Source organism: Lysinibacillus sp. FN11 (assembly GCF_024628845.1).
Classification (GTDB): Bacteria; Bacillota; Bacilli; order Bacillales_A; family Planococcaceae; genus Lysinibacillus; species Lysinibacillus capsici.
In genome coordinates this window covers 1,363,329-1,375,965 of record NZ_CP102383.1, presented here as the reverse complement: position 1 = coordinate 1,375,965, position 12,637 = coordinate 1,363,329, and the positions used below count along the sequence as shown (strand labels likewise).

Annotated in this window: 10 protein-coding genes and 1 pseudogene; 3 read left to right on the top strand and 8 right to left on the bottom strand. The window is 41.2% G+C overall.

Going from position 1 to position 12,637, the window contains the following annotated elements:
- Positions 1-3: 3 nt before the first annotated feature.
- Positions 4-1,062: an AAA family ATPase gene (locus NP781_RS07085; protein ID WP_257521849.1), complete on the bottom strand. Its 1,059-nt coding sequence runs from the start codon at positions 1,060-1,062 to the stop codon at positions 4-6.
- Positions 1,063-1,208: 146 nt separating this feature from the next.
- Here NP781_RS07085 and NP781_RS07080 point away from each other — a divergent pair, with 146 nt between their 5' ends.
- The 3 genes from NP781_RS07080 to NP781_RS07070 all read left to right on the top strand — a co-directional run bounded on the left by NP781_RS07080 (position 1,209) and on the right by NP781_RS07070 (position 4,009).
- On the top strand, positions 1,209-2,597 hold the full coding sequence (locus tag NP781_RS07080; protein WP_257521848.1) for a hypothetical protein: 1,389 nt from the start codon (positions 1,209-1,211) through the stop codon (positions 2,595-2,597).
- A 163-nt stretch (positions 2,598-2,760) separates the two neighbouring features.
- Positions 2,761-3,486 carry a glucosaminidase domain-containing protein gene (locus NP781_RS07075; RefSeq protein ID WP_237900279.1) on the top strand — a complete coding sequence of 242 codons (726 nt, stop codon included), beginning with the start codon at positions 2,761-2,763 and terminating at the stop codon, positions 3,484-3,486.
- 106 nt (positions 3,487-3,592) lie between these two features.
- On the top strand, positions 3,593-4,009 hold the full coding sequence (locus NP781_RS07070; RefSeq protein WP_221680817.1) for a hypothetical protein: 417 nt from the start codon (positions 3,593-3,595) through the stop codon (positions 4,007-4,009).
- On the opposite strand, the gene NP781_RS07065 is transcribed toward NP781_RS07070, so the two are convergent.
- The 7 genes and pseudogenes from NP781_RS07065 to NP781_RS07035 form a co-directional block, all read right to left on the bottom strand.
- A complete protein-coding gene (locus tag NP781_RS07065) occupies positions 4,010-5,617 on the bottom strand; it encodes a serine hydrolase (protein WP_257521847.1) in 1,608 nt (535 codons plus the stop codon).
- Positions 5,618-5,624: 7 nt separating this feature from the next.
- On the bottom strand, positions 5,625-6,557 hold the full coding sequence (locus NP781_RS07060; protein ID WP_257521846.1) for a S66 peptidase family protein: 933 nt from the start codon (positions 6,555-6,557) through the stop codon (positions 5,625-5,627).
- Entirely contained in the window at positions 6,554-7,501 is a 948-nt protein-coding gene (locus tag NP781_RS07055) for an ATP-binding cassette domain-containing protein (RefSeq protein ID WP_257521845.1), read from the bottom strand. The genes NP781_RS07060 and NP781_RS07055 overlap by 4 nt, the downstream gene beginning before the upstream one ends.
- Positions 7,494-8,566: pseudogene (locus NP781_RS07050) on the bottom strand (ABC transporter ATP-binding protein). The gene NP781_RS07055 and the pseudogene NP781_RS07050 overlap by 8 nt, the downstream one beginning before the upstream one ends.
- Complete coding sequence (locus tag NP781_RS07045) at positions 8,559-9,533, bottom strand: ABC transporter permease (RefSeq protein WP_257521844.1); 975 nt, start codon at positions 9,531-9,533, stop codon at positions 8,559-8,561. The pseudogene NP781_RS07050 and the gene NP781_RS07045 overlap by 8 nt, the downstream one beginning before the upstream one ends.
- The gene (locus NP781_RS07040) at positions 9,533-10,477 is read right to left on the bottom strand and encodes an ABC transporter permease (protein ID WP_221680810.1); all 945 of its coding nucleotides are present in this window, start codon (positions 10,475-10,477) and stop codon (positions 9,533-9,535) included. The genes NP781_RS07045 and NP781_RS07040 overlap by 1 nt, the downstream gene beginning before the upstream one ends.
- Positions 10,478-10,559: 82 nt before the next feature.
- Positions 10,560-12,389, bottom strand: a complete 1,830-nt coding sequence (locus NP781_RS07035) for a peptide ABC transporter substrate-binding protein (protein ID WP_257521843.1) — start codon at positions 12,387-12,389, stop codon at positions 10,560-10,562.
- Positions 12,390-12,637: the final 248 nt, after the last annotated feature.

Here is a 12,637-nt window from a genome sequence, read left to right as displayed (position 1 = left end):
AAGCTACCCTTCCTTTTTGGCTACTAAACGAGGTAAATCTCGGATAACCTCCAGCATAAACCAGGCAGGTAATGCTTCACCCTTTTGCTCTGATACAACCATCTGTGCAATTTCTAAGCTAATGGATGATAGGTCCTTGATCAAGTCTTTGGCTCGAAAGGCTAATTGCCGTTGATTGCCCTTCAATGTCGTATGCTCGTTCGGAAGCTCCTTCAGTAACTGAGCACGGAAGGATTGTGCCATGAAATAAAGCAAATCTCTTTCATCAGGTTGATCGGGCCAACGTAATTCTCCATGAATAATTTTAGCAAGATCATATTTACTCTGCACTTGCTTGATAAAGGCTTTAAATTGACTGGCAGTATGCGCGGATAGGCAGCTACTTGCTAATAGATCAATTGTTTGTTCTTGTAAGCTATTGCCATATGCATACAAACAATCACTTAACATATGCCATGAACGAGGCGTGGAGAAGGGTTCTTCTGTTTTCGGAGGTTCGCTCCATAAATGATCGGGACGCATTTGAATATACTCAATCACATATGGATGTATTTCATGTGTATAGGCCCATTCAAGCCAATCTTTGTGCGATGCCCTAAGCTGAACATGGACCATCCGATTGATTAATGCGGAGGACATCGGCTTAACAATCGCGTTATCCTCAGCCCGATTTCCTGCACCAATAACAATCGTACCCTCTGGCAATGTAAACTCTCCAATCCTGCGTTCATGAATAAGACTATAAAACGCTTTTTGTACTTCCTGTGAGCAAGCATTTAATTCATCTAAAAAAAGGCAATAAGGTTCATCGCGTGCAATCATTTTGGGTGGACAAAAAACACTGTAGCCATCCTTAATCTGCGGAACACCAATAATATCCTCAGGTGCTAGCTGACTGCCCAATAACGATACACAATGTAGCCCTAATTCACTAGCAAAGTTTTCAACAATCGCTGACTTCCCAATGCCAGGTGCTCCCCAAATAAAAACTGGTCTTATTGTCGCTACATTCAGTAGAAAATCATATAGTTGTTTTTGTGTCACATTAAAAATCGTATTCAATCAAAACGCCCTTTCAACTTATTGTTTTAAAGGTTAATAATACCATTTTCTATGAAATTATTCTTGTCTCTACCATTCTATGAAATTGACTGCCAATTACTAGCTGTGAGAAAATAATAAAAATTGTAGTAGAGAGGTCGTGACCTATGCATAATGGCTTTCAGTTTTTGGCGATTTCACAACTAGCAAAAAGGTTTCCAGCAGACTCTTGGTGGGCAAAGTTTTACAAGGATTTTAGTGAAGATGATCTAGTAGCGTACTATGAGGGGGATTTAACACTTCCCTCTCTTGATTTGGACTGGGATATGCCATTCCCACAACAGGACAAGACCATTCTCATTTTCATCAATGGTCATCTAACCGTAGACACCCTCTATAATTTAGAGACAGATGGGGCAATTGGACTGATAGTGATGGGCAATGTACTCGCTAAAAATATAGCTGTAGGTGGTCAGGAAATCTATGTGCACGGGCATCTGACAGTCGAGAATATATTATGTGGCTCCTACAACCATGGCGAAACGATCGTTAATGGCAATCTTCAGGCAGCAATATTGGTTCAGGATGATGAGTATCGCATCAACGTAAAGGGTCAGAAGTCGATTCCTTGTATCGTAAATATATGGCACGGAGATGGCGTTTTTCAGGAGCTCCCTATCCGTATTGAAGATGTATTAGTAGACGAGATATTTTTACCTGAGGATGAGGATGACATCGGCTTTTCCTTCACTTCACTCGTGGAAATTCTAAAACAAGGGTGTTCTGCACTCACTCAATTTACAAGCGTTCCTCAAAGGACAATAGCAGCTCCTATTTATTTCACGCACCATTCGATCAATGCGGAAAACATACTGAAACTGACTTCGTGTATTCTGATGACACCTGACAAACCTTCTTTCGATTTGACGGAACAGGATGTTTATTTTATGATCCAACGCGCACATACCAATGCTGATGGAGATGTACGCAATGATAGTATTTATATATTGACCTCGCAGTGTCATTATTTTATTTGGCTTAATGAGGATCAATCCGTCTCTCTCTTGACAAAAACACTAGATGAAGAAGCTGAATGGTGGGATATTACAGCATCTTCCCAGGAGGATTTAGTGGATTTACAACAGCACTGGCTGATGTTGTTAACCTGCATCAATGTAGCAGAACTTTACTTGCATAGTATCGAGGTGCGAGATGTACAACAAATTCTCCAGCATCCTGCGATTCTAGATTTAGACGATGAACATGATGGATTGTGGGATGGTTCCAAATGCTATAGCTTCCGTCAAACCTATTTGGATGATGAAGGCGATAGGATACATGCTCGCATTGAAATTATGACGCCTGATGAAGCGTATTATTTTTATACGCTCGAAAATCAATCCTATGTTGCTCGCCACTATCAGCCTCCTAACGTTCTTGGTCGACAAGAGCTATCTTATTTAAACACAACTCAATGGGAAGCGTCTGAGCGATATTTTGAGAGATTCAAACAATTTATGTCTCAGAATTTTAAGATAGATTTAGGAACTAATTAAGGCAAGAAACGTTCTATTAATGATGAAGTCTATTCAACTATACATCTCTTTCACTCTCTGTAATAATGAGAGATAGCTAAACTTTTAATAGAAGGGAGGGAGATGTGGTCACGACCAACATCCAGCTACAATGAAATACGTGCTAAACTTTTTTAAAGGACTTATGATTGCCGTTGTTGTTATTTGTATTTCGTTTTATATGGTGACACAGTTATTTAATACGACTGAAAGAGAAGAGTCTGTGGTTATTGATGATCGTCCAAGTGTGGAAGAGTTTATCGGTGAGATTGCAGAGACCGCACGAGATCTTGGTGCTGACAATGACTTATATGCATCCGTGATGATAGCCCAGGCGATTCTAGAAAGTGAGCATGGGCAAAGTGGACTTGGCTCTGCCCCTAATTATAATCTTTTTGGAATGAAAGGTAGCTACCAAAATAATTCCGTCACACTCGAAACCACAGAGGATGATGGGTCAGGCAACCTTTCTACCATCATGGCTGACTTCCGCAAATACCCTTCCTATGAAGCATCCATGCAGGATTATGTAAAATTAATGCGTAATGGCGTTTCATGGAATAAAGATTTTTACGCAGGCGTTTTCAAAAGCAACACAACTACCTATACAGATGCGACCAAGTTTTTAACAGGCTCCTATGCAACTGATTCGGCTTACAATGAAAAATTAAATACATTGATCGCAAAATATGACCTTCAACAATATGATAGTCCTGTAAAAGATAAGAAAACCATCACGGTGGCTGATGGCGATTCACTTATGAAGATTGCCGAAGCCTATAATGTGAAAGTGACATCACTTAAACAATGGAATCAGCTTCGAACAGAACGACTTGAAGCAGGCCAGCAACTCAATATTTATCATTATTAACACAAAACGTCCATGACTCATCTAGGAGTATGGACGTTTTTTCTCATGAAACTAATTCGTTTGTCAAAACGTCTTAGTGTAAAAATACGGAAAGGATAGGAACACAGTGAAGCGTACACAATTGCTCAGTCTTCTCGCCGTTAACCTTGTGCTATTGCCATTGATTCAGCTTAGCTACAACCTATATTTCATAACAAAAATAGCAGAGGGTTCCTTTTATCTTATTATTTTGCCCACTCTTATTATTTTATCGAACCTCTTACTATGTTGTAGTTGGCCAAGAGTAGCAGCTTCTATCCATTGGAGCTTTATCTATGCCGGACAGGCCACTTCTATAGCCTGTTATTTTGTGTGGCATTACGGGCAACTAGAGCCCTATCCAGATATGCCTCCAGGTGAAGCAGTCTTTGATTTATGCATGAGTACATTTTTAATTGGGCTATGGCAGTTCATCGTGTTAGTACTGGTCCATCTCAGTACATTTATCATCCTCAAAATGGGACTGACCTTTAAAAAAGCTTAACTAGTCCTTCTGTGAGTTATATAAAGTACCTACTGCTAGTATGGTCGTGGCCAAATCCTGTCGATAGAGGGGATGTTTGGCATCTAAACTATTAATCGTTACTTCATTCCCACCTAACGATGAATGGACATACAAATCATCGCCCATGTATAAAGCAATATGGCCTGGAAAATAGATTAAATCACCCATCTGCATTTGGTCTTGGTCTATGTTAACGATAGGGAAGCCCTCTACTATTCGGGCATCACGATAAATATAGACACCGTTTAACATATAGGCCATCGAACATAGACCAGAGCAATCAATACCTACTGGCGATTTGCCACCCCATCGATAAGGAGCCGTTAAATAGCTAAGCGCTGTGTCCACCACATTTTCTCGGAACTGCTTCTCTGATAATGACTGTACTGTTATTTTAGGCTGTAGCCATTTTGTTCGAACGTACCCTATTTGCCCTGCCACTAGCTGTACGGCTGACCATTCTTCAGGTACTGCATCGTCTGACATGACACGAATGGAAGAGCCTCTAACAAGCGTTAGCAGCTTTGTACTTTGAATACGTGGCTGCTGCAAAACATCTGCAAAGCTTTGACAGATTACATACTGTGCCTCTTGTTGCCATGTAGACGCAAGAGCCTCCTCTTGTAGTAAATCTGCCTTCTGACAATACCCCTCGTAACGATAGGCCGTTCGAATAGAAACCCATGCGTCATTGACATCCCTGATGATCTCGACGGTCATCCCATAAAGCACTTCATCGACTAATTCAGAAGCTTTATCTGGCATGGCATGCAGGCTAGCAATCATGGCTGTAACGATAGCCTTCATCCTTCTCCCCTTCCGCTTCACTAGCTGGTCATAGACAACTTTCGATAGACGACCAATGAGTTGGCGCGCCTGATCATTGTCCGTTACATTTGTTATAAAAACACCCATACTATAATCGACTGCATTCGTGTAAAATATCCCTACATCATGATCGATGGTATCCAGTCCGCCTGTTTTATGTGCCAGCCTCACATCATCTATTAGATAACGCTTTAGGGAGTCATGTACACGCTGACGGCTTAAAATATCAATGACTAGCTTATTGTAAGGAGGCGATAAAAGCTCTTGCTGATAGATACGTGTATAAAGATGCGCCATATCCCTTGCTGATGTGCGATTATCTACGCCCTTTGCTAGCCGATCCACATCCATCATTTTTCGCTGTAGCAATGTATCCTGTAAACCGATATGCTGAAAATAGTCATTCAAATATGCCATGCCAACTACATTGATTAAGACGTTCGTGGCTGTATTATCGCTTGTAATAATCATCCATACTAGCAGATCATAGAAAGTGCTTTGTGTAAGCCTTTGTTCACTAATCACACTAAAATCCACCCAATCAGCTGGTGAAATCATAAGCGTAGAATCAAGTGATAATTTGTTTTTCTCTATATGTGAGAGCAAGGCTAACAGAATCGGCACTTTGATTAAACTAGCACTTGAAAATGAAGCCTCTAGCTGATGACCAATGAGTAACTGATTCGTTGTTAAATTTTTAATAAACAAATGTACCTTGTAGGGCGATTCTTGAATAAGTGTCGTAATTCTCTGCTCCATAGACCACCTATCCAACTAAATGGATACGCTGATTGTCCGCATCCATCTTGATGGTTCTTCCTAAAGGAAGCGACATCGTTGGTAAACAATGACCACATGCCAAATCAGCAATAATAGGCTTCCCTAAAGGCATTAGAATTTCTTGAAAAATAGTTTGTAATGATAAGCTGTGTGCTGGCTTCTCGGGATTTTCAGGTTCGCAATTTGTCCAAGCGCCCAATAAAATGCCTGCCACGTCATCTAGCTTTCCTGCCAGTTTTAATTGTGTCAGCATACGATCCACCCGTTGCTCCGTTTCATCGATATCTTCTAAAAACAGAATCTTACCTCGTGTATCAATTTCATAGGGTGTGCCAAGTGAAGCTGTCACTAATGTTAAGTTGCCACCGATGAGTTGACCTGAAGCGCTCCCAGGAACCAGTGTGGACATGGGCTGGTGAGAAGGATTATTTAAGTAGTACGCCTTTCTTTCATTCTCCATAATCAGCTGAATGAACGACTGCCAAGTATAGTCATCCATCTCCTGTCTAATAAATTCTGTGGATGGCATCGGCGTATGATAGGTTACAAAGCCACATAGCTGATTAAAAGCTATATGTAGAGCGGTCACATCACTATAGCCAGCAAATACTTTTGGATTGGCACTTATCAAGTCAAAGTCTAATTGGGCTAGAATTTTCGTCGCTCCATAGCCCCCACGTATACAAAAAATGCCATCAATCATTGGATCACCAAACATACGATGAACATCTGCTACCCGTAAATCATCTGTGCCTGCTAAATAGCCATGTCTTGCGTGACAGGTCTCCCCAACGACTACATTGAGCCCTAGCTTTTCGATACTAGCAATAGCAGGTTGCAGCTTTTCGGGTGGCGTTGCTCCAGAAGCACTAATAAGACCAATTGTGTCACCCTTTTTCAATGCCTTTGGACAAATCATATCTTTTCCTCCCTTTTCAAAGAAGTACGATAATGGGCAAGTTCCTCTTCATTGGCTAAAATAAAATGACCTTCCTCTATTTCCACAAATGAGGGGGGATTTTCATCATAACGATGCTGTGACGGATCATACACTTCTACAACTTTCTCCCGCTCCTTATAGGGATTTGGCTCTGGTACTGCTGATAACAAAGCCCTTGTATAAGGATGTAGCGGATGAGCAAAAAGCTTTTCTGTTTCCGCTAGCTCTACAATCTTTCCCTTATAAATGACCGCCGTACGATCCGTAATAAAACGGACAATCGATAAATCATGGGCAATAAATAAATACGTTAAATGATTTCGCTGTTGAAGGCTTGCTAATAAATTTAATACTTGCGCTCGAATGGAGACGTCTAAGGCGGATATTGGCTCATCTGCAATGATAAACTCTGGCTCCATCACTAACGCGCGAGCAATACCAATACGTTGGCGTTGACCTCCTGAAAACTCATGTGGAAAGCGGCTTGAGAACTCTGGAAGTAGCCCAACGTTCAATAACGCATCGTGCACCTTTTGTTGCCGATCTGCCTCATCTTTATATTTTTTCGAAGGGTATAAGCCCTCTGAGACAATATAATCTACTTTTGCTCGTTCATTTAGAGATGCCATAGGGTCCTGGAATATCATTTGGATTTTTTGCGTAATTTCTCTATCCCAATCTTTAGGAATTTTCCCCTGAATACTTTTGCCATGGTACAAAATTTGTCCCTCTGTGACCTCATTGATGCGCATAATCGCTCGACCAATCGTTGTCTTCCCTGAGCCTGATTCACCTACAATGCCAAATGTTTCGCCTTTAAAAATTTGAAAGCTGACATCATCAATGGCTGTAAACTTATTTTTTCCTTTGCCAAAAACAACAGATAAATTTTTTACTTCTACAAGCACCTCTTTATCAGTCATTCGCATACTGCCTCCCCTCTGCAAAAAATGCTTGTAAGGCTGCTGGAGGCTCTACCTTTGGTGCAAGTGGGTCTAATAACCATGTACGAGCATAGTGGGTATCACTGACCTGAAAAAAAGGAGGTCGCTCGATAAAGTCAATTTTTAGTGCATATGGATTGCGTGGCGCAAAAGCATCACCTTTGATTTCTTGAAATAGATTAGGAGGCGTGCCCTTAATGGAATACAATTGTTCTCCCTTTGAGCCAAGTTGTGGTAAAGAGGAAATAAGCGCCCACGTATAAGGATGCTTACTATGAAAGAAAATTTCATGTGTTTTCCCAACCTCGATGACATCGCCCGCGTACATCACGGCAATACGGTCAGCCACTTTTGCGACTACGCCTAAATCATGCGTAATATAGACGATTGTTAAGCCGTATTTTTGCTGAAGACTTTTTAAGAGCTGTAAAATTTGTGCCTGAATGGTTACATCCAAAGCTGTCGTGGGCTCATCACATATTAAAATATTCGGCTTACAGGCAATCGCAATCGCAATAACAATACGTTGACGCATCCCTCCTGAAAATTCATGCGGATATTGCTTATAGCGCTTTTGCACATCGATAATGCCGACATCTGATAACAGTTTTAGTGTTTCCGCATAGGCTTCCTTGCCTCTTAAGCCCTGATGCATAACCACACATTCTTCAATTTGCTTTCCAATGGTTTTGAGCGGGTTTAACGATGTCATCGGATCCTGTGTCACCATCGCTATTTCCTTGCCACGAATCCCTAGCCATTCTTGCTCTGTTGTGAACTTGCCTAAATCCTGTGCATTGTAAATAATTTGTCCCTGCTTAATGCGACCATTTTTATCAAGCAAGCCCATAATGGATTTCATCAGCACGGATTTACCCGAACCTGATTCGCCCACAATGGCTAAACTTTCTCCTTGTAGAGGTCGAGTGAAATATCGCGAATCGCTGTTAAAACTCGACCACGTAGCGTAAACTGAATCACTAAATTTTGAATGCCTAATATGCGGGATTTTTTCAATGACACTCGCTTCCTCTCCTTATACATGGTTTTTCGGATCTGCTGCATCTGCAAAGGAATTACCAATAATATAAAATGCGATCGTAATAACGCTTAGTACAATACTTGGGAAAATAAGCTGATAACGTAGATCTGGTGACATCATAAGGACACGTCCTTCATTAATTAAATTTCCTAAGGATGGCTCACTGATCGGAAGCCCTAAGCCGATATACGTTAAAAAGACTTCGGCCCCAATTGCAAAGGGTATCGCTAAGCTCATGCGTAGCATAATGACAGAAATTAAATAAGGTAATAGATTTTTTAGGATAATACGATAATCAGGTGTGCCTAAGCACTTTGAGGCTAGATTGTATTCGCGGTCACGCAAAATAACAATTTGATTGCGGATAAACCTCGCCATTTCCACCCACCCCGTAATACACATGGCAATAATAATGGTTGAAATACTTGGCCGTAAGATATAGGACATTAAAATGAGCACAATGGTCGTGGGGATATTATCGACAACATTATAAAGCTGTGTTATAGGCGCTTCTAATTTCCTTGAAAAGCCCCACAGCGTACCGATTGTAATCCCCACAACTGCCTCCACTAAAGCTACAACACAGCCGATAAAGAGGGATGTCCGTGTGCCTGCCCAAATACGAGACCATAAATCCTGACCAATTGAATTCGTACCAAACCAAAATTCTGCATTAGGTACCATATTACGTGCCTGCATCCCCGTTTGTTCATCCAAGTAAATTTCAGTTGGTGATTTTTGCGCTGGTAAATAGGGTTGTAGAATCGTAAAGCCAACAATGATGATCACCCCAACTAATAAAAAAACGGCCAGTCGATTTTTCAAAAAGGATTGCCATGTAGACCGCCAATAAGAATAATTTGAATAGCCCGTTTCCTCCGCCTGCCTTGCATCTACTTCAGCAAATTCAAACAAGGTTTCACGCGATTTATTTGAAATATTATTGATTTCATCTGTATACATCCCCATTAACGCACACCCCCTCCCTTGCCTAATTTAATACGAGGGTCGACAAGTGCCATGGCAATATCCCCCAAAACAAGACCAATGATACCCAGGGAAGAGAACACTAACACTAGGCCTTGCACAATCGTATTATCCTGTCGCTGAATAGCATCCACAAGTAAGCCCCCCATCCCCGGAATGGAATACAACGACTCTATATAGATCGAGCCTGTTATCGTAAACAGAATCGTTGCAGGTAAATATTGTGCCATGGGAATAAAGGCATTACGTAATACATGCTTGAACATCAATGTCCGCTCCTTTACGCCCTTTGCCCTAGCTAGCTTAATATAGTCCTTGTTCAGTTCATCCACCATATAGCGTCGCATCCACATCGCGTAGGAGGCAGTTGGAGCCAATGCCATTGACGTAAGTGGAAGAATCCAAGTAACCGGCCTGTATTCATCAAACAGCATCGGTAATTGAAAGAGTTCTGTAATATACATTTGAATAACTAAGTAATAAACGGCTGCTGGGACTGCAACAACAAATACGATGTAGCCTGTCCCAAGTCGATCCAACCAACGTCCCTTACGATAGGCCATCATTATTCCTAACGGCACACCAATCAGGAGTGATAAAGCGACGGCTCCTAAACCAAAGAGCAGAGAATACGTGATTTTATCTGCAATAATCGTCACTACTGGGACATCGGTACGATAAGTCACTGATTTGCCCAAATCCCCCTGCATTAAATTCTTGTAAAAATTCCCCAGTTGGACGAGCATTGGGTCTCGCAAGCCTAGATTTGTTAAGTAAATTTCCTGCTGAGCAGGTGACATTTTATCGGCTGCCGCTCCTAAATAGCCTTCCTCTGGCATTAGCCGTAATAATGAAAAGACAATGGTGATGATAATAAAAAGGGTTAAAACGGATTGTAAGAGTCGTTTTCCTATATACTGCAACATCACGCCATCCTCCTTTGTCAAAAAGACGAAAGGAGATGCCGACTATTCTTTTCGGTATCTCCTTTTCATCTACGAAATTCTACTACTTTTCAGCATTGGCTAGTGCTTCCGCACGTTCTTGCTCCCATTCGGCAAGCGCTTTTTTAAATTCTTCATTACTCATCGGCTTTTCTAACACTTGCTGGCCTTTAAATTTCTCTGCCGTTACACCAAATGGCGAATATTGTGCCTCGAATGGATTTAATTTAGAAGCCATATAGCCACTACCACCAACTGAATAGGGAATAACAAAGGCTTCATCAATTAAAAATGCTTCTGCCTTCGCAAATAACTCATAGCGTTTGGCTGTGTCAATTGTTTCTTTCGCTTGATCTACAAGATTTTGATATGTTGTTTTTCCATTCGCCTCTTTATAGCCTTCTGCTAATTCTGGTTTATTGTAAGTACCATCTACTGTGAAAGGATCTGTATACGTAGATGGATCTGCAAAGTCAGGACCCCAGTTCGCCTCTAAGAGTGCAAATTTACCTGGACGACGTACCTCTGATAAGAAGCCTGTGGATGGACCAGCCTCTACAATAATGTCGACATAATCTGTCCCTAGTAGTTTTTCCATTTGCTGCTCGACTACTTGAGAGCGATTAGCCCAATCCGGCATACCAGCGTTATAAGGCATTAATACTTTCACAGGGAATGTAGCTTTACCCGCTAATGCCGTTTTTGCTTTTTCTTTATACTCCAGGGCCAGCTCTTTATTGAAGGAATCCTCATTGGAAATGGATGTAAGTGGTGCTAGTTGTGTATAATCCACGCCTTCCACATCAACAAAGTTTTTTGGTGTAATGGTATTGCTCAACAAATCTGCTGGATTATATGGCTCAACCGTTAGCATCGCGGACACACGATCAAGCGCATGGAATAAGGATTTGCGGAAATCTTTATTATTGACGGCGATTTTCCAGTTATCAGGCTCGTATTGTGCGTCAAACTGTGGGTTGAAGTTGAGTGCATAAAAGTAGGTATAGAAGTTATTTTGTGTTTGACGAACCTGAGATTTTTTCTTTTCATCTTTAAACCATTCATCAATGATAGAGGTAGGGATACTAGCCGAATCGATTTCGCCACGTAAAAACAGCTCAGGCGCCACAGTTGCCGCTTCTTTATTGTATTTATAGCGAATACGATCAATCAGCACCTTGTCTTTATCCCAGTACGTTTCATTTTTCACAAGAACGCGTTCATTTTGTGGCTCAAATTTATCTAAAATATAGGCACCGTTATAGAGGAAGTTTTCACGTGTTGTGCCAAAATCCTCTCCTTTTTCCGCAATGAACTTGCCATTTACAGGGAAGAAACAAACATAATTCAACATAGAAAGAAAATAGGGTGTCGGCGCCTCTAAAGTATATTCTACTGTATGTTCATCTAGCGCCTTTATGCCTACTTCCTTGAAATCGTTCATCTCGCCATTATAGAAGGCTTCCCCATTTTTCACCACCGTCGCAATCCAAGCTGTCGATGATTCATTTTTAGCATCAAGCACATAGTGTAAGCCATCCACAAAGTCTTGTGCTACAACAGCTGCATATTCCTTGCCCTCATGTGTTACCCATTTTGCGTCATCACGCAATTTGAATGTCCACACCGTAGCATCCTCATTCGAGGACCACTCTTTCGCTAATCCTGGCTGGACCACCCCATAGTTGTCATATTCAATGAGCCCATCCACCATATTCGCAGCCACCGCAAATTCATTTGTTTCTGACGTCTTTAAATAATTTAACGTTTTAATTTCCCCTGAATACACCACTCGATATTCTGATGCTTTTTCACTCGCTGACTTGTCATTACAGGCTACACAAAATAATACGACCAGACATACGAACAGCAACCAATATTTTCTCACAAGCATCCCCCTAGTCATCTTTTTATAATGAAAATCCTATTGGTAGGATGGATTGCACCTTCCCTAGGATCATTCAAACATAAGCTAGGTCTGTCTAAATCGACCATCTATCGATGAAATGAACAACGGTACATACTCGTTGTCACGGTTATGAGATTAAATTATCGGTTCTATCAACTATCAAACCACTCAGACAGCGTGTCCCACTGCTTTTTAATTATCCGTTTATGTGGGGTTAAACTAGATTAAGCGCT

Bases quoted from the DNA above. Each gene is read 5' to 3' on its own strand.
- NP781_RS07040 (WP_221680810.1), bottom strand. From the start codon at position 10,477: ATGTTGCAGTATATAGGAAAACGACTCTTACAATCCGTTTTAACCCTT.
- NP781_RS07045 (WP_257521844.1), bottom strand. From the start codon at position 9,533: ATGGGGATGTATACAGATGAAATCAATAATATTTCAAATAAATCGCGT.
- NP781_RS07055 (WP_257521845.1), bottom strand. From the start codon at position 7,501: ATGACTGATAAAGAGGTGCTTGTAGAAGTAAAAAATTTATCTGTTGTT.
- NP781_RS07080 (WP_257521848.1), top strand. From the start codon at position 1,209: ATGCATAATGGCTTTCAGTTTTTGGCGATTTCACAACTAGCAAAAAGG.
- NP781_RS07035 (WP_257521843.1), bottom strand. From the start codon at position 12,389: ATGCTTGTGAGAAAATATTGGTTGCTGTTCGTATGTCTGGTCGTATTA.
- NP781_RS07075 (WP_237900279.1), top strand. From the start codon at position 2,761: ATGATTGCCGTTGTTGTTATTTGTATTTCGTTTTATATGGTGACACAG.
- NP781_RS07065 (WP_257521847.1), bottom strand. From the start codon at position 5,617: ATGGAGCAGAGAATTACGACACTTATTCAAGAATCGCCCTACAAGGTA.
- NP781_RS07060 (WP_257521846.1), bottom strand. From the start codon at position 6,557: ATGATTTGTCCAAAGGCATTGAAAAAGGGTGACACAATTGGTCTTATT.